Source organism: Rhizobium sp. KNZ14-9A (assembly GCF_056755015.1).
In genome coordinates, this window is sequence record NZ_JBPGXB010000004.1 from 896,021 (window position 1) to 912,635 (window position 16,615).

The following is a 16,615-nucleotide window of genomic DNA, read 5'->3' on the forward strand; positions in this document are numbered from 1 at the left end:
TGAGCAGTCGTTGATTCTCTGGAGCCCCCACGATGCTCGGCCGTAAGGAACGCGATCAGCTTGAACTGTACATGTGCGGCTCGCTTCGGGATTTGGTCCCTGACGATCACGTATTGGTGAAGGTCGATCGAGTTCTCGACCTCTCCTGGCTACACGAGGAGGTGGCTGAGCTTTATGCGGCGGGCTTCGGCCGACCCGGCATCGACCCGGAAGTAGCAGTCCGGCTGATGCTTGCAGGCTTTCTTCTCGGAATTGTCCATGACCGTCGGCTGATGCGGGAGGCTCAGGTAAACATCGCTATTCGCTGGTTTATCGGCTTCGGTCTGCACGAAGCTCTCCCGGACCATTCGTCGTTGACCCGTATCCGTCAGCGCTGGGGTGCAGAACGTTTCCGAACTATCTTTGAGCGGACGGTAAAGGTCTGCGTAGCGGCCAAAGTCGCCAAGGGTGAGGTCGTTCATGTCGACGCCTCACTCATTCGGGCCGACGTCAGTTGGGAAAGTCTTGCGGTCCGCCATATAGATGCGGTCACCGACGCCAACGAAGCCGCTGAGAGCGAACGAAAAAGCCGCAAAACAGGCAAATACAAGAAAGTCTGCGTCACCGACCCTGACGCGTCCATGGCGACCAACGGGCGTAATCGGAGACTGGAGCCGGCCTACAAGCAACATGCCGTGGTGGATGATGCTTGCGGCGTAATTTTAGATGTGGAGGTCACCACAGGCGAGATTAATGAGGGGCAAGTTATACTCAGTCGTCTCGACGCGGTCGCCGCGATGACCGGCACGATAATCAAAACGGCAACGGCCGACGCCGGCTATGCGTATGCTAAGGTGTTCGCAGGAATGGAGCAACGCGCGATCGAAGCGGTTATTCCGGCAAAGGCAGAGCCAATCCGTAGCCCTGTGCCTATGCGCCGCTTTCGTTATGACGCCAAGCACGACACCCTTAAATGTCCACGTGGCAAGATGCTGAAGGCGGGCCGTGCCGTTAAACATGGGCGCTTCTTTACATCTCGTGCGGCAGACTGTCGGCACTGCGATCTGGCGCGACTTTGCCTTTCCAATGGCCGTGTGAACAAGGCGGTAGTGCTCGGCGATGACTATCCGGCACTCCTGCGAGCTCGTCGCCGAAGAGAACGATGGTCGGACGAGGACCGAGCTTTGTACCAGCGTCACCGCTGGCGCTCAGAGGGATATCACGGCGAAGCGAAGACTTGGCACGGGCTATCAAGAGCGATCCGGCGCGGCCTCATAAATATGAAAATCCAAGCCTATCTGACGGCCGCGGCAGTCAACTTGAAGCGACTGGCAAGTGCTTTTCTGTCAATTTTGCTGTTCGTGTACAGCCAAGAAGCTACCAGCTCAGCCCGACATCCCTCCAGGCAAAGGAAAGTTTTTGGAATCGCCTTGTCGGTGACTTCCGCGTAGCTCCGCCGACGATTGGTTCTTCAACAGCCCCAGGGTTCACTTCATGCGCAATGCGCTGGCGCATGCCGGCAAGAGCGGGCGACGCGTGGTCTCAGCCTTCATTGCAACGGCTTTTGCCCAGGACACGCCGGAAGCTGCCAGCCAACAGTGGCGCAACGTCGCCGATCAGATCAGGCCGAAAGTGCCGAAACTCGCCGGCCTCATGGATAGCGCCGAGGAAGATGTCCTCGCCTATATGACCTTTCCCAAGCAGCACTGGACCAAGCTTCACAGCACGAACCCCATTGAGCGATTGAACGGCGAGATCAAGCGAAGGACAGAGGTCGTCGGCATCTTTCCCAACGACGATGCCATCGTCAGACTCGTCGGCGCTTTGCTGCTAGAGCAAAATGACGAGTGGGCTGTTCAGCGCTCGCGATACATGACACTGGAAACCATCGCTACAATGAGCGATGATCCGCTGATCAACTTGCCCGCTGCAGGTTGACCCGTTCCCGGCCCTGCCCGGAAAGCTCGACGATCGAACGAGCTACACCACTCCCTGGGACATCATCGATCCGGTTTATGGGATGATCGGCGGATTACGAAACTCATCTCTACATTGCCCGTCGTCATGAGCACATCTCCTAGACGCTGTTCCGTTCAGTCGAGCCTAACGCGTCCTGTCAATGATCGAGCAATCCCATTTGCTCGGCGGATCGTAACATCGCACCAACCAGCGTTTGCGGTCGCGCTCAACATCTACGCCGCCTCACTCCGACGTCGTCTCGAATGTCGGGAGGACGGCGTCATAGGTTTCAACCCCGCGGTCTATGACATCCGCGCGGACGCGCATCTCGATGATAATACGTCTCTCGATACCGTTGTTCGCCACATCGAGTATCTCATCAACCGCGTTGGTGAGGACCGGGTAGCGCTTGGATCAGATTTTGACGGCACCACGGTGCCGAGCCAGATTAAGGATGTCAGTGGAGTGCCGCACTTGTTCGAGGCTATGGGTAGAGCCGGATTTGGTCGGCAAACGATATCGAAATGAACCGCCCCGGATTTACCGGAGACCCCAACTCGTGAGAAGTAGGGTCTATGGCAAGCAAGACGACGAACAAATTCTCTCCTGAAGTCCGCGCCCGTGCCGTTCGAATGGTGGCGGACCATGAAGCCGAGCATCGTTCTCGATGGGCGGCAGTATCTTCGATTGCGGCCAAGATCGGCTGCTCGGCGCACACACTGAATGAGTGGGTGAAGAAGGCGGAGGTCGATAGTGGCAAGCGGGCAGGCCTGCCGAGCGATGTGGCCGAGAAGATGAAGGCTCTGGAGCGGGAGAACCGCGAGCTACGTCAGGCCAACGAGATTTTGCGCAAGGCGTCGGCATATTTTGCCCAGGCGGAGCTCGACCGCCCACTGAAGCGATGATTTCCTTTATCGACGAACACCGCGCGGTGCTCGGGGTCGAGCCGATCTGTAGACTGCTGCCGATTGCCCCGTCCACCTACTATGAGGTCATTGCCAAGCGCAGGGACGTGGGCCGCTTATCGGCCCGCGAGCGGAATGATATCGCCATGAAAGTCGAGATACGCCGGGTGTTCAACGAGAACTTCCAGGTCTATGGCGTGCGGAAAGTCTGGCGACAGTTGCAGCGAGAGGGTTACGACATCGCCCGCTGCACCGTCGCTCGGCTCATGAGGGCGATGGGCCTTCAAGGCATCATTCGCGGCAAACCCGTCAAAACCACCGTGTCCGACAAGGGCGGACCATGCCCGCTCGATCGCGTCAACCGCCAGTTCAAGGCTCCAGCGCCAAACAGGCTGTGGCTTTCCGATTTCACGTATGTGGCCACTTGGCAGGGCTTCGTTTACGTCGCTTTCGTGATCGATGCCTTCGCCCGCCGGATAGTCGGCTGGCGGGCGAGCCGGACCGCTCATGCGGGTTTCGTCCTCGATGCTCTGGACCAGGCGCTTCATGATCGGCGGCCCGTCCATCGCGGCGGGCTCATTCATCATTCCGACCGCGGTGTTCAATACGTGTCCATTCGCTATTCCGAACGACTGGCAGAGGCGGGCATCGAGCCCTCCGTCGGAAGTGTTGGCGACTCCTATGACAATGCTCTGGCCGAAACGATCAACGGTCTTTACAAGGCCGAGGTCATCCACCGGAGAGGACCCTGGCGCAACTTCGAAGCCGTGGAGTTTGCCACCCTCGAATGGGTCGATTGGTTCAACCACCGGCGTCTTCTGGAGCCCATCGGGAATATCCCGCCAGCCGAAGCCGAACAACGTTACTACGCCATGCTGGATGCACCAGCCATGGCCGCATAACTTAAACCAAACGGTCTCCGGCAAAGCCGGGGCGGTTCAGACTCCCAAACCCGCTACTGCGAAGCAGCAACATAAGTCGGCAAGGGATGACCCGGGCTAAAGAGGAAGCATGTTGTTAGAGTGGTTGTTCACCATTCGCCGAGAAGTCAAAGCCGATTGGGGCGCCGTTGGATGATCTATTGAGCAATTTCGGATAATAGCAGAGGCATCGATAGCGGAATTGCCTCGGAGTAACATCGTGAAGTCTCGATTGTCGTCCAAACTTGTACTTTCAGCATTTGCGTTGCTCGCCAGTTCGACGTTTGCTTCCGCGGGCGGCTGGCAGACCGACACGCAAGGCACATCCAATTGGCATGTGACGCCGCCAATCGGGCAGTGCAACGTCAGTCGGGCCAGAAACAGAGCAATACGCGCCGGCATTTACCGCAGCGAGATCGTCTATCGCGACGAGAACGTGCTGACCTTCAGAGGGCTGACCATTAACGGGGATCGCAAGGAGATCACCTTCGGAAACGAGTCAAGCTGCCCGGAACTAGAGTCGAGAGACATTCCGTAGATCGCCGGACGGACCATACAGTTAAAGCTGGGCAGTCATGCGGAAAGCGCCACAACTTCGGTATTCAGCGCATACAAAGCCGTGCTGAACACTCGAACCATCGCCACACTCCAACCATCACAGCAAACCGTCCCACACCTAGGTGAACGCGTAAGGCCTGTAATCCGTATCGTAACCGAAGTAGCGCGGCCCCACCAAGGCGATCCCGGCCGGTGTCTGCCATTGCGGGTTACACGGGAAGGCAAGCGCCACGAGGCGTAATCCATACCGCAAGGAGTTTGCGGTCACGGGAGCCCCCGTCTCAGCCTCCAGCAGCGTGATGAGATCAGGCGTCGTGCAGATTATCTTGCCATCCCGCTCAGCCATCAGGAATTCGTTCTGGAAATCCAGCCTGAAGCCGTGGCCCTTCCATTCGTCGAGCCCGTCGAAACGCGCACTACCCCGGGCGAAGCCACCGATGGTGCGGCGATCGACATCCTTGACGCGGCCGTGGAAGATGATGCTCGCGCCGAGCAATTTGGTGATCGCGGTGACCGGATCGGCATGTGCCGTTCGGGTTTCCCGCAGCGTGCGGCCGAGGTTGACGCAGAGCGACAGCGTCCCACGCACAACCGCCTTCTTAGCGACCTCCCCGCTCATCGGATAGAAGGCGAGCAGCGCGGAACCACCCATTTCGACGGTTGCGGCACGCGCCAGACGCTCCGTCCAGCCGTTGCTCACGGTTTCCAGAATCAGTGAATTACCTTTGTCGTCGCAAAGCACCATCGGCGTTGCCGAGACGCCGTGCAGCGTAAAAGTCTCCATCTGCAGTTCGGGATAGGCGCGCCCCATGCCGTCGCCATCGACGAGCGGCAGGCCACTTGCTGCAGCGACGACGAAAGGCGTGGTCGAATTGATGCCGCCTGCCTCGCCGCAGAGCACCGCGTCGATCTTTCGCCCCAGCACTTTCTCGAGCTGACGGAAAGCATTCATCAGTTCGTCGCCCTGGGGCAGCTTTTCGGTCATGACGGTTGGAGCGCCCATCATGCAGACGGGCACGACCAGCGCGTGGTCCGGCAAGTCGTCGACATCGACAAGCTTGACCGGGCCATGCTTGCGGATCGCCTCCTGCGCCATCAGCTTGCCGACATAGGGATCGCCGCCGCCACCTGTGCCGAGAATAGCGCCGCCGATCGCGATGTCTTCGAGATCTTCGGCATGGATCGTTCTCAACGTCTTCATCATTCCCCCTATCGCGCGATTTCGCGCGTAACCAGCGGCTCGAATGTCAGCTCCGGAAAGCCGAAGGCTTTCGGCCCGACGATTTCGAGTGCGCGCGGCGTTTTCATCAAATCGTGCACCGGCAGGCCGATGACGGCGACGCGCTGGCCATAGCGCAGCATCTCGGTGGTGATCGGCTCGCCAGTATCGATTTCGAGATTCATGATCAGGTCTGGCACCATGATGACGGGCCTCTCGTCGATCCAGAGCACGAGGTTTTCGTTCTGGATGGCGATGCGGGCTTCCGCACCCGTCCAGTCACCAGTGCCGGCGATGATGGCATGGCCACGCGCAAAGCCGCCCTTCAGTTCACGGCGGATATCGACGATCTTGCCGGTGAAGAAGAGCTTGGCGCCGGCGCTTTCAATCACGCGCTCAACCACGTTCTGACGCTTGGCGCGGGCATCGAGCACGGTGCGGCCGATTTCCAGTGCCTGGCTGACCGTGCCGGGAATGGCGTTGCGGCGGACGAAGTCGCCGCGCATCGGCGCGGTGGCGAAGCCGGCCCCTGCCCCCATGGCGACGGCCGTGTCGCGGGCGAAACGCTCGAGCCAGAACATGTCGATGACGTCCTTGAAAACGACGACATTGCCCTTCTCATCGGCGATAGCCGCCGGCGAAACCGGTGCGCCGTAGATCATGTAAGTCGTCATCTGCACCTCGGGGAAGGCGCGACCCATGCCATCACCATCGACGACCGGCAGTCCGGCCATCGCGGCGGCAATGATCGGTTCGATGGAATTGGCGCCTCCGATTTCGGCGGAAATCACTGCCGAAACCTTGACACCCGCGGCCTCCTCGACCGCGCGCATCGCGCGATAGCATTCGCCGCCTTCCTCGATCTTCTCGACACCGACAACGGGCGCCCCGATGCCGCCGACTTCAGCGACCCAGCTGTCCTCCGCAAGCGCCTCCAGCGGTATCACTCGCACCTGCGCTCCCTTGCGCATCAATTCGCGGGCGCGCAGCATGCCGATATAGGGATTGCCGCCACCGCCGGTACCGAGCAGGGCGGCACCGATCGACAGCGGCAACAGATCCTCTTCCCTAAGCAGGTAACCTTCAGCGGGCATTGAGCTCTCCCACAGCCTTGACGCGGATGCGGGTAGCATTGCCCGGCAGATAGGCGAGCGGCACATCCTCGACATCGACGATCTCGATGGAGTCGCGTGCAGCGCCTGCCGCAACCGCTGCTTCGATGGCTCGGCTCTTGGCATCTTCGAGTGATTTCTCGCGTCCCATTTCGGCGAGTGCATAGACCCGGTCGACTTCACCCGAGACCTGCGCGATCGCCGCGCCGACGGCGTTGGCGACGCCGAAATGCGATGGTTTGATCACTTCGAGTCCTGCAATCGGCCGATTCACGAGGATGGAGCCCCCGCCGACGACAATGACAGGCAAGGGATCGGGAGACAGGCGGGAGCGCTCCACGCAATCCTCGAGCATGTCGTGGATCTTTTGCTGTACGCGCTGCAGCAGATCGGCCGGAAGATGGGAAGCCTTGGCAGGATCGCCGAGTGTCGCGTTGCCGGCAGCAACGGTGATATCGGTCGTTGTCAGCGTCTTTCCACCGAAGATGAGCGCTTCCGTCTGAATACGGTAGCCGACCGACACCGGACCGACCTTGATGCCATTCTCCGTTTCGACGACATGCGAACCGCCGCCAAGGCCGATCGAGAAGACGTCGGGCATGCGGAAATTGGTGCGCACGCCACCCACTTCGACGGCGACCGTGGCCTGCCGTGGGAAACCTTTATACAGGGAGCCGACATCCGATGTCGTGCCGCCGATATCGACGACGATTGCATCGCTGACACCAGAGAGGAAGGCCGCACCGCGCATGGAATTGGTGGGACCCGAGGCGAAGGTCAGGACTGGGAATTTCTCGGCGAAGGCGGCATCCATCAGTGTGCCGTCATTCTGCGTCAGGAAGAACTTGCCCTTGATGCCGGTCTCCGCGATCGCCTTGCGGAAGGCATCGATCACATGGGCCGAGAGATCGCGCAGGCAGGCGTTCATGATCGCCGCATTCTCGCGTTCGAGCAGGCCTATGCGGCCGATCTCGCTGGACAGCGTAATATGAGCGCCTGGAAGAGCCTGTTCGAAGATCTCGCCAGCGCGCTTTTCAAAGTCAGTGCTCACAGGCGAGAAGACGGACGTGATGGCGATCGTGTCGATGCCCTTCGCCTTGATGTCGGCGGCAATCTTTAACAGTTCTTCCTCGTCAAGCGGCGAGATCACCCGGCCATCGAATTCATTGCCGCCGTGAGCGAGATAGGCATGATTGCCGATTGCCTGCTTCAGATCCTCCGGCCAGTCGACCATCGGCGGCAGCGAGGCGGTGGCCGGAAGGCCAAGCCGCACGGCAGCCGTCTGGGCGAGATCGCGTCGCTGAACGACGGCGTTGGTGAAATGTGTCGTGCCGATCATGACGAAGTCGACCGCGGATGCCTCCATCCCAGAGGCGGCGAGCACGTCACGCAGCGCGTTGACGACGCCGCTCATAACATCTGCTGTTGTCGCCGACTTCACGCCGGCAATCACGTCCGGTCCATTCATGATGACGGCGTCCGTATTGGTGCCGCCGACGTCAATACCAATTCTGATCATCAGTCCTAACCTCGTTGGTGACTTGCTTGTTGATCGACTTCCCTGAGCGCCAGCAATTTCTCGGCTGTCGGGATCTCCCCGTCGATCAATGGAATCTTCGGGCGCATCGCCTCTTCCTCCTTCGAAACGACGGGAACGGAGGCGAGGAGAAGCCGTGTATAATCGTGGGATGGGTTTTCGAAGACGGAGGATACCACCCCGGTTTCGACGATCTGGCCGCGATAGAGCACGCCGACAGTGCCGGCGAAGTTACGCATCAGGCTCAAATCGTGGGAAATGAAAAGATAGGTGAGATCCATGCGCCGGGCGAGATCGGTCAGCAGGTCGATGACACGCGCCTGTACCGAGACGTCGAGCGCCGAGGTCGGTTCGTCGAGCACGAGCAGTTTCGGCTCGACGGCAAGGGCGCGTGCAATCGCCACGCGCTGCTTCTGACCGCCGGAAAGCTCGTGCGGATAACGCTCGGCGAAATTCGCCGGCAGTTGCACCATCTCCAGGAGCTCGGAAATGCGCTGACGCCTGTTGCCGGCAAAACCGTGCGCATCGAGCGGCACGGCGACGGACTGGCCAACGGTACGACGCGGATTGAGCGAGGAGCCTGGATTCTGGAAGACCATCTGCACATGTCGAGAATGGTGACGCCCCGCTTTCGCAAGACCTTCGCCATCAATCAGGATTTCGCCGGCATCCGGTTTTTCGAGCCCCATGATCATGCGGGCGATGGTCGATTTGCCGGAGCCGCTTTCCCCAGCGAGGCCGTAGACCCTCCCCTTCTCGATCGAGAAGGAAACGTCGTCAACCGCCCTCACCTCGCCGATCTGGCGGCCGAAGGCATTGCGAACGGGAAAGGATTTCGCAAGATTGCGGATCTCAAGCATCGGCGTGCTCATGCGGTCACCTCCCCGCTAGAGCGCGTGCCACCCGTCAGCCGCGGAACGGCATCGATCAGGCTGCGGGTATAGGGATCGCGCGGATTGTCGAAGATACCGGCGGTCTCGCCGTGTTCGACAATGGCGCCCTTGTTCATGACATAGACATAGTTCGAGGTCTCGCGCACAACGCCGAGATTGTGGGTGATCATCAGCAGCGCCAGACCGCGCTCTTCAACAAGATCCTTCAGCAGCTTCAGGATTTGCGCCTGCGTGGTGACGTCGAGCGCGGTGCCCGGTTCATCGGCGATCAAAAGCTGCGGTTCACTCAAGAGCGCCATGGCGATCAGCACGCGCTGGCGCATGCCGCCTGACAGCATGATCGGGAAGGCCTGCGTAACGCGCTCGGGATCGCGCATGCGAACCTGTTCGAGCACCTGATGGACGCGCACCACGCGCTCCCTGCGCGAGCGCGAGCGGCCGAGACGCTTATCCGCATATTTCAGGATCGTGCCCATCTGGTCGCCAACGGTGAAGACCGGATTGAGCGAACTCATCGGGTCCTGGAACACCATGGACATGGCGGTACCGCGCAGCCGCAGCCGGTCCTTCTCGGGCATGGTGAGCAGATCGGCGCCATCATAATAGATCTCGCCGGATGTGATGCGGGCGGGTGGCTGGCGTAGCAGGCCCATGATCGCCTTCATCGTCACCGTCTTGCCAGAGCCGCTTTCGCCGACAAGGGCAACTTGCGACCGGGCCGGGACGTCGAGGCTGACGTCGTGCAGCACGCGGCTGGTGCGGCCATAGGTGGAGAACTCGACCGAGAGATTGCTGACACGCAGGAGAGGGAAACTCATCGGACCTCCTGGACGTCGAAGAGGTCTCGCAGGCCATCACCCAGCAGGTTGAAGCCCAGCGCGACGAAAAGAATGGCGGAGCCAGGCAGAACCGATTCCCACCAGTAATCCGGCAGGAAGGCGGCGCCTTGGGCGACCATCGTGCCGAGATCCGGCGTCGGCGGCTGGATGCCAAGGCCCAGGAAGGAGAGCGAGGCGCCGACGAGGATGACGAAGCCGCAATCGAGCGAGGTCTTCACGGCGATTGCCGAGACGCAGTTCGGCAGGATCTCGCGGAAGAGGATATGGAACTTGCTCGCACCGAGTGTCTCCGCCGCCTCGATGAATTCCTGGGCGCGGATCTGCTTGGTGATCGAATAGATCAGTCGTGTATGCCAGGTCCACCAGAGCGCCGATATGGCAAGCAGCGAATTGATGAGGTTTGGCGACAGCACCGCGGCGACGGCGAGCGCCATGACGAGCGGCGGGATGGCGAGCGCGATATCAGTCACGCGCATGATCAGCACCTCGACCCAGCCTCCAAAATAGCCGGCGAGAATGCCGAGGATGGTGCCGATCGGAACGGCCGTGCCGAGCACGACCAGCGCCAGAAGCAAGGAGATACGCATGCCGAAGATCACGCGACTGAAGATATCGCGGCCGACATTGTCCGTGCCGAACCAGAAGTCGCCTGATGGCGGCAGATGGCGGGCGCGAAAATTGACGGCAGCACCGACATGTTCGGGATGCGGCGTGATCCATGGCGCGAGGATCGCGGCGAGCACGCAGATGATGACGATCGCTGCACCGATGACGGCGGTCGGATTGCGCGAGAAGCGATACCAGTTCTGATAGGCATTCGAGAGGCGTTCTGCCTCGATAACAGGCGTATCGGACATCAGCGCCTCCCCCGGATACGAATGCGCGGATCGACAATGCCGACCAGCACATCGATGACGAGATTGACGATGACGAAGAAGACGCCGGAGACGATCACCACGCCCATGACTGCGTTCAGGTCCTTCTGCATGATGGTGCGCACGCCATAGGCGGCCATGCCGGGCCAAGCGAAGACGAGTTCGACGACGAAGGCGTTGCCGATCAGCGATGCGAATTCGAGGCCGGAAATGGTGAGCGGCGGGACGAAACTCGGCCGCAACATATATTTGAAGACGCGCACACGCTCGGGAACGCCAAAGGCACGGCTCGCCTCGATATAGTCCTGACTGGCGACGTCGATCATCGAGGAGCGCGTGATGCGGGCGATCTGACCCATGGTCGCCGCAGAGAGCGCGAGTGAGGGAAGAAGGAGATAGCGCAGGCCCTCGCCGAAAACGTCCAGCCGCCCGTGCAGCAGGGAATCGAGCGTGACGAGACCGGTAATATCGGCACTGAAGACCATGCCTGGCGGCAGGCGCCCGGTCGTCGGCAGGATATGCAGCACATAGCCGGCAAGAATCTGCAGTACCAGCGCAAGGAAGAAGCTCGGCGTTACGGCGGAAAAGATCGCAATCAGCCGCACCAAATTATCTGGCCATTTGTCCTTCCAGCGCGCAGCAGCGACACCCAAAGGAACACCGAACAGGAAGGCGATGGTGATCGTTGCGAGCACCAGTTCAAAGGTCGCTGCGAAGGTCTCGCGGATATCGTTGCTGACCGGGCGCTTGGTCAGAAGCGACACGCCTAGATCGCCGCTGACGAGCCCGGATACATAAATCCCGTATTGCTGGATCAGCGGCTTGTCGAAGCCGAGTGTCTGGCGAAATTGCTCGACCTGTTCATTGCTGGCACGCGGCCCGAGCGCCAATCTCACCGGATCCCCCGGCATGCCGCGAGCGATCGTGAAGATCACCACCGACAGTCCGAAAAGAACAAGCAGCGACCACAAGGCGCGCCTGACCAGGAAGAGGAGGAATTCCAATGTTCCAGCCCTGTTTCAATTCATGATAGAGGATGTGGACGGCCCTTTCGGGCCATCCTTTCCGGGCAGTTCGTCATGAGGGTGACACTGCCCGAAACGCGCTCAGCCGTTACTTGCAGGTCCAGCGATAACGGGTGAACTTGTAGTCAAAGGACTGCATCGGCACGGCATGGAAGCCTTCCAGGCACTTGTCCATGGCATGCTGTACCGTCTGCGTTTCCAGGAAGACATCCGGCTGCAGATCGACGATCTTGTGCTGCAATTCCTTGTAGATCTCGGCCTGCTTGGCCTTATCGGGCGTTTCGCGAGCCTGATCGATCAGGGCATCGATTGCCGGATCCTGCAGCCATTCGGCCGAAGCCCAGGTGCCGGCCGCTTTCGAATGATATTGCGTGAAGAACATGGAATCCGGCGAAGGATAGGTCGGGCCGAAAAAGATCTGGTTGACGTTTGGCGTCGTTTCGACCTTGCCGGCAATTTCCGTCACTCGGTTCCACGGATCGGCCTGCTGTGTCACCTTGAAGCCTAGCTGTTCGAGGTTCGACTGCATCAGCAGGCTGAGCTCTTCCTCGAACTTGGTGCCGGCAACATAGCCGAGCGTGATCGGTATCTCGCCGCCGGCATATTTCGACTGGGCAATCTCCGCCTTGGCAGCCTCGAGATCGTATTTCGGTGCCGGCAGGTCGCTCGCATAATAGTCAGCAAAACCTGAAGGCAGGGGACCGTTCAGCTGACCGCCCGGCACGATGACGCTGCGGATCGTGTCGTAGTCGGTTGCATAGGCAAGTGCACGGCGAATATGGATATCGTCGGTCGGCGGTACCTTGGTATTGAGCTTCAGGTAGAAGCCGATAGTCGTATCTTCGCTGACGATGTTGAAGCGGCCCATCTCCTGCAGCGCTTTGTAGGTATCGGGCGCCTGGTATTGGCTGCTCATCGTGAGTTCGCCAGAGGCTGCAAGCGAGCGTACGGTCGCCTCGTCATTGGTGATGATCCAACGCACTTCGTCGATCGGGCCGTCATTGAAGCCCTTGTAGTATTTGGGATCGCGTTCGATCGTCATTGACGCGCCACGGTCCCAGTTCTTCAGGGTGTAGGGACCCGCACCGGCAGTCTTCGTCGAAAGATAGGTCTGGCCGTCATCACTGCCGGCATTGGCCTTGACCACGTCAGCATTGACGATGAAGACGGCCGGGACCGTGCTGAGGAACGGCGCGAAGGCTTTCGAGAGGGTGAATTTAACGGTGTGCGGATCGACGGCCACGACCGAACCCGGCTTCAGCACGTCTGCGAAAAGGTTGGCCGGCCCGAGATTGATCTTCAAAAGCCGTTCGAAGGAATAGACGACGTCTGCAGCCTCTACCGGCGAACCATCGCTGAAATGCGCGTCGGAACGCAGTTTGAAGGTCACTTCCTTGGCATCCGGCGAGACCGTCCAGCTCTCGGCGAGCTCAGGCTGCAGGTTGCCGCTGGAATCGACGGTCACCAGACCATCATAGAGGTTCACGGCAGCCATATAGTCGGTGTAATCAGAGATCTTGGCGGGATCGATCGTACCGAAGATCTGGACGGTATTCATGGTCACGGTCGTTTTGGCCGCGGCCGAGCCCGCAAAGCCGGCGGCAAGCACGGCCATAGCGGTAGAAGCAATCAGCTGTAATCTGCTCATGATATCTCCCGGTTCAAAAGTTCCCTGCGACCATTTTGATCGCTTTTGTTGGACCGCCTTCCACCCGGCACTAAACCGTACGGTCTGCTCGAGAGGAACATCCAGCACTTGGGTTGCCGGTTTGCCGCATTCCCTTCGCTGACCCATCCGATTGTCCGCCAGAGGAGGTCTGAGAAGAAGATTGCATATGCAAAGCAACCTGCTCAACAGATGACGGGTCTAGGTTTTCGTTTAAATGGTCTAGGTTTTGTGTCCGTGGAGACGCCAATCTCGCCCGAATTCTGAATCAGCTGACAAAACCGAGCGCCCTTGCCGCGCTGATCGCCTCCTGCCGGTTGCGGCAGCCGAGCTTGCGATAGACATTACCGAGATGGAATTTTACCGTCGCCTCGCTGAGGCCGAGGGTGCTGGCAATGAACTTGTTGGCAGCGCCTTCCGAAATCATCAGCAGGATCTTGCTCTCGCGCCGCGACAGGTCATTGCGCCCGCCGGCAGAGCGGCTCGACAATCTTCCACTGTCGCGCAGCTTGCGGATGATCTGCCTGATAGGCAGCGACGTCGCCAGGAAGCCACCGATGCGCTGGTTGTCGATCAACTCCTCCAGGAAAACACGCTCTTCCGAAAGCGGAGCAATGGCGCCGAGCCGGGCGCAATCCTCGAAGATCTTCTGCAGGATGGCGCGGGCACGCGTCAGGTTGCGCTGGCGCTTGGCAATATAGGCGAGCCAGATCTGCCCACTCAGGCGCTGGCGGTCGGTCAGATGCAGGTTGCCGATAATGCCTTCGATCAGGCCTTCCAGGCCAGGGCGTGCGGGTTGCTCGTACGTTATCTGGCGCAGCCATGCGAGCGCGAGCGCTATTTCGTCGCGATCATGCAAATGGACCAGCTCTCCGTCATTGCTCACCACCCGGTTCCGGTCGACGCGCGACATGATTGCTGCAAGGCATTGCGACGCCTCCTGCCAGCGATTTGCATTCTGCAGGATGGCCGCTTCGCGGATTTCGATCATCGCCTGGAATTGGCGGTTGGACACCTGATAAACTCGCCAACGATCGAGAAAGCTACGCGCCGCGATCGTCGAGAAATGGTCTCCAAGTGCCTGGCTGCCGTAGTGCAACGCAAATTCCAGCAGACTTGGCCAGATCTCGCTATGGGAGAAATCGTCGATCTCGAGGCTGAGAAACCGCGCAAGCGGTTCAGCCCGTCCGGTCTCGTATTCGACGCAGGCCTCAAGGAGCAATTGAAGACGCCGATCATTTCGGCTTTCGAATGGAAGCTCGCGAAGACTTTCCGCAGCCCGGAGCGAATGTTTGCGGGCCGCCAGTGCATCACCCATCAAGAGACGGATCAGCGCCTGATGGAGGCTGACATAAAAGCAGAGCATCGGGGCGTTGGCGCGCTCGTAATGGTGCATTGCACGTTGCGCCACTTCCTCTGCCTCCGCAAAACGTCGGTTGCGGATGTAGAATTCGAGCACGGAATTATAGAAGCTGCCGCGAAAGAGATGGTCGTCGAGCGGGAATTCGGCAACGAGCGCGAAGCAGGTTTCCAGGAGCTTTTCGGAGAAGAAATAGTCCTCATAGATGAGCATCAGCAGCCGGAATGCCCTGAATTCTCGAGAGAACACGGCATTCTGGGCAAAGACTGCCTCCGGATCGTTGGCCAAATCGCCGAAACGGTCGGCAAGCAGTCGACGCGCACGCGACACATCCCCGAGTTTCAATGCCTGCAGCGCAAGTGCCAGCACGAGGACTTCGCTTTGCAGCGCGTAGCTTCGCGGAAATCCGGCGAGAATTCGATCATAGGCTTCCGGCCCATGGAAATAGAGGAGGAAGATGCCTTTCGCCTCTGTGAAGACCTTGAGCGCGTTGTCGTATAGGCCAATGCGCTGGAATATCTCGATCGCTCGTATCGGATGGCCATGGGCTGCAAAACTGTCCGCAATCGCCTTCGCGTCTGCTAGCACCTTGATCCGCTCCGCTATCACGGCATCGAGCGCACGATCGATCTCGCTGGCGATCGCCTTTACGCGCAGGCCGTTCTCCGCAACGAGGGGAAGGAAATGGGATTGTTCGCGAAAATCCCCTTTGCCCGTATCCAGAACGATGCGGAGATCGACAAGGACTTCGGGTGGCGCGGATTGAAGAAGCTCGCTTTCGAGGAATGCGCTCAAGCGTTCAGCGCTCAATGTCGGATTGAATGCAATCAGGGGCCACCCGCCCGATACATGCATGATATCGAACGCACCATCGGCAAAAATCTCTGCTGCTTCGTGCTCATCGATGAGCAGAAAGGCTTGGTCCACGACATAGGCCTGACCATAGGCGATAGCTCGCGAGAGGCCTGGCAGCAACGTATCGGGGCGCTTTGCGATAAAAATCTGCGCCTGAGTCGACAGAAAGGCTTCAGGTAAGGCGGCCGGCTTGCCATGGGGTGGGATATCCCAGATGCAGACCTGATCAGGTCGCCATGCGGGTGCCGTTTCATCGGCGTAAATCTCGGCGCCGAAATGAGCGGCAATCTCATTCAGAGCCGACGTCTTGCCCATGCCGGCGGGCGCATCGAGAACGACGATCGGCTCGCGGCGCGCCAGAAGAGCATCAAAGACTCGAGGTCTGTGGACCAAATGCTGTACTCAATTCTCTGGGGTGAACATGCGTTCATCAACCCTCTTCACGCATGTCATAGCAGCAGTGAGGTACCGAATGAACTAGCTCTTTCTCAGGAGTATTTTGACGATCTACGTGCTGGTCACTTTGCTGCAGAAACCGACTACTTCCTGATTTAGCCGGTCTCTTGCGGCCGCACAACTCTTGTGCGTTTTATCAACGCCATTTCACAAATTGCCCATCAGATAGGCATCAGTATGCACTTTCACAGCGCTGAATAATGCGCGACACACGCCAATCTTTGAAAATCAAACACATACGCGATCTGGCATAGCGATTGCTTCGAGACAGGTAGAGTTGGTGGCTAGGGTTCCGGCGTTTTTCAAAAAAGCGCGACTGGTCCGAGAGCTACTACCGGTGGGGGAGAAATCCTGTCGGGTGCACGGCGGGACAAAAGCCCGGGAGACCTCGTAAGCCAAGGGATTGGCGGCACGATGGTCATTGCCGATCCCTTTTGAAGAAAAGCAAAAGGGGAAT

At 59.3% G+C, this 16,615-nt stretch carries 13 protein-coding genes, 1 pseudogene, 1 riboswitch and 1 other annotated feature; of the genes and pseudogenes, 5 read left to right on the top strand and 9 right to left on the bottom strand.

Annotated elements, in window-relative coordinates; translation table 11 throughout:
• Nucleotides 1-32 precede the first annotated feature (32 nt).
• The 5 genes and pseudogenes from ACR9ZQ_RS34440 (at nt 33) to ACR9ZQ_RS34460 (ending at nt 4,301) form a co-directional block, all read left to right on the top strand.
• On the top strand, nt 33-1,430 hold the full coding sequence (locus tag ACR9ZQ_RS34440; protein ID WP_481427946.1) for a transposase: 1,398 nt from the start codon (nt 33-35) through the stop codon (nt 1,428-1,430).
• A gap of 31 nt (nt 1,431-1,461) precedes the next feature.
• Nucleotides 1,462-1,917, top strand: a pseudogene (locus ACR9ZQ_RS34445) (transposase); the annotation flags it as partial.
• Nucleotides 1,918-2,043: 126 nt separating this feature from the next.
• The gene (locus ACR9ZQ_RS34450; protein ID WP_481429979.1) at nt 2,044-2,466 is read left to right on the top strand and encodes a membrane dipeptidase; all 423 of its coding nucleotides are present in this window, start codon (nt 2,044-2,046) and stop codon (nt 2,464-2,466) included.
• 47 nt (nt 2,467-2,513) lie between these two features.
• A protein-coding gene (locus ACR9ZQ_RS34455) for an IS3 family transposase (RefSeq protein ID WP_112904619.1) occupies nt 2,514-3,745 on the top strand; the annotation gives its coding sequence in 2 pieces (ribosomal slippage) (nt 2,514-2,805 and nt 2,805-3,745; 1,233 coding nt in all).
• Nucleotides 2,798-2,914 (top strand) — a sequence feature (AL1L pseudoknot). It overlaps the preceding gene by 117 nt.
• 238 nt (nt 3,746-3,983) lie before the next feature.
• On the top strand, nt 3,984-4,301 hold the full coding sequence (locus tag ACR9ZQ_RS34460; protein WP_481429980.1) for a hypothetical protein: 318 nt from the start codon (nt 3,984-3,986) through the stop codon (nt 4,299-4,301).
• Nucleotides 4,302-4,439: 138 nt separating this feature from the next.
• Here the strand turns inward: ACR9ZQ_RS34460 and ACR9ZQ_RS34465 are convergent, their stop codons facing one another.
• The 9 genes from ACR9ZQ_RS34465 to ACR9ZQ_RS34505 form a co-directional block, all read right to left on the bottom strand.
• Entirely contained in the window at nt 4,440-5,522 is a 1,083-nt protein-coding gene (locus ACR9ZQ_RS34465; protein WP_481429981.1) for a DUF917 domain-containing protein, read from the bottom strand.
• A gap of 8 nt (nt 5,523-5,530) precedes the next feature.
• Nucleotides 5,531-6,634, bottom strand: coding sequence for a DUF917 domain-containing protein (locus tag ACR9ZQ_RS34470; protein WP_481429982.1), 1,104 nt, complete (start codon nt 6,632-6,634; stop codon nt 5,531-5,533).
• A complete protein-coding gene (locus tag ACR9ZQ_RS34475; protein ID WP_481429983.1) occupies nt 6,624-8,171 on the bottom strand; it encodes a hydantoinase/oxoprolinase N-terminal domain-containing protein in 1,548 nt (515 codons plus the stop codon). The genes ACR9ZQ_RS34470 and ACR9ZQ_RS34475 overlap by 11 nt, the downstream gene beginning before the upstream one ends.
• A 5-nt stretch (nt 8,172-8,176) precedes the next feature.
• The gene (locus tag ACR9ZQ_RS34480; protein ID WP_481429984.1) at nt 8,177-9,061 is read right to left on the bottom strand and encodes an ATP-binding cassette domain-containing protein; all 885 of its coding nucleotides are present in this window, start codon (nt 9,059-9,061) and stop codon (nt 8,177-8,179) included.
• Complete coding sequence (locus ACR9ZQ_RS34485; protein WP_481429985.1) at nt 9,058-9,900, bottom strand: ABC transporter ATP-binding protein; 843 nt, start codon at nt 9,898-9,900, stop codon at nt 9,058-9,060. The genes ACR9ZQ_RS34480 and ACR9ZQ_RS34485 overlap by 4 nt, the downstream gene beginning before the upstream one ends.
• Nucleotides 9,897-10,778, bottom strand: coding sequence for an ABC transporter permease (locus ACR9ZQ_RS34490; protein WP_310389100.1), 882 nt, complete (start codon nt 10,776-10,778; stop codon nt 9,897-9,899). Before ACR9ZQ_RS34490 ends, ACR9ZQ_RS34485 begins: the two co-directional genes overlap by 4 nt.
• Nucleotides 10,778-11,800, bottom strand: a complete 1,023-nt coding sequence (locus ACR9ZQ_RS34495) for an ABC transporter permease (protein WP_481429986.1) — start codon at nt 11,798-11,800, stop codon at nt 10,778-10,780. The genes ACR9ZQ_RS34490 and ACR9ZQ_RS34495 overlap by 1 nt, the downstream gene beginning before the upstream one ends.
• A gap of 109 nt (nt 11,801-11,909) precedes the next feature.
• Nucleotides 11,910-13,469: an ABC transporter substrate-binding protein gene (locus tag ACR9ZQ_RS34500; RefSeq protein ID WP_481429987.1), complete on the bottom strand. Its 1,560-nt coding sequence runs from the start codon at nt 13,467-13,469 to the stop codon at nt 11,910-11,912.
• A gap of 286 nt (nt 13,470-13,755) precedes the next feature.
• Nucleotides 13,756-16,095, bottom strand: coding sequence for a helix-turn-helix transcriptional regulator (locus tag ACR9ZQ_RS34505; RefSeq protein WP_481429988.1), 2,340 nt, complete (start codon nt 16,093-16,095; stop codon nt 13,756-13,758).
• A gap of 336 nt (nt 16,096-16,431) precedes the next feature.
• Nucleotides 16,432-16,545, top strand: a riboswitch (guanidine-I (ykkC/yxkD leader).
• Nucleotides 16,546-16,615 lie beyond the last annotated feature (70 nt).

Bases quoted from the DNA above. Each gene is read 5' to 3' on its own strand.
- ACR9ZQ_RS34450 (WP_481429979.1), top strand. From the start codon at position 2,044: ATGAGCACATCTCCTAGACGCTGTTCCGTTCAGTCGAGCCTAACGCGT.
- ACR9ZQ_RS34475 (WP_481429983.1), bottom strand. From the start codon at position 8,171: ATGATCAGAATTGGTATTGACGTCGGCGGCACCAATACGGACGCCGTC.
- ACR9ZQ_RS34465 (WP_481429981.1), bottom strand. From the start codon at position 5,522: ATGAAGACGTTGAGAACGATCCATGCCGAAGATCTCGAAGACATCGCG.
- ACR9ZQ_RS34440 (WP_481427946.1), top strand. From the start codon at position 33: ATGCTCGGCCGTAAGGAACGCGATCAGCTTGAACTGTACATGTGCGGC.
- ACR9ZQ_RS34470 (WP_481429982.1), bottom strand. From the start codon at position 6,634: ATGCCCGCTGAAGGTTACCTGCTTAGGGAAGAGGATCTGTTGCCGCTG.
- ACR9ZQ_RS34485 (WP_481429985.1), bottom strand. From the start codon at position 9,900: ATGAGTTTCCCTCTCCTGCGTGTCAGCAATCTCTCGGTCGAGTTCTCC.
- ACR9ZQ_RS34490 (WP_310389100.1), bottom strand. From the start codon at position 10,778: ATGTCCGATACGCCTGTTATCGAGGCAGAACGCCTCTCGAATGCCTAT.
- ACR9ZQ_RS34500 (WP_481429987.1), bottom strand. From the start codon at position 13,469: ATGAGCAGATTACAGCTGATTGCTTCTACCGCTATGGCCGTGCTTGCC.
- ACR9ZQ_RS34480 (WP_481429984.1), bottom strand. From the start codon at position 9,061: ATGAGCACGCCGATGCTTGAGATCCGCAATCTTGCGAAATCCTTTCCC.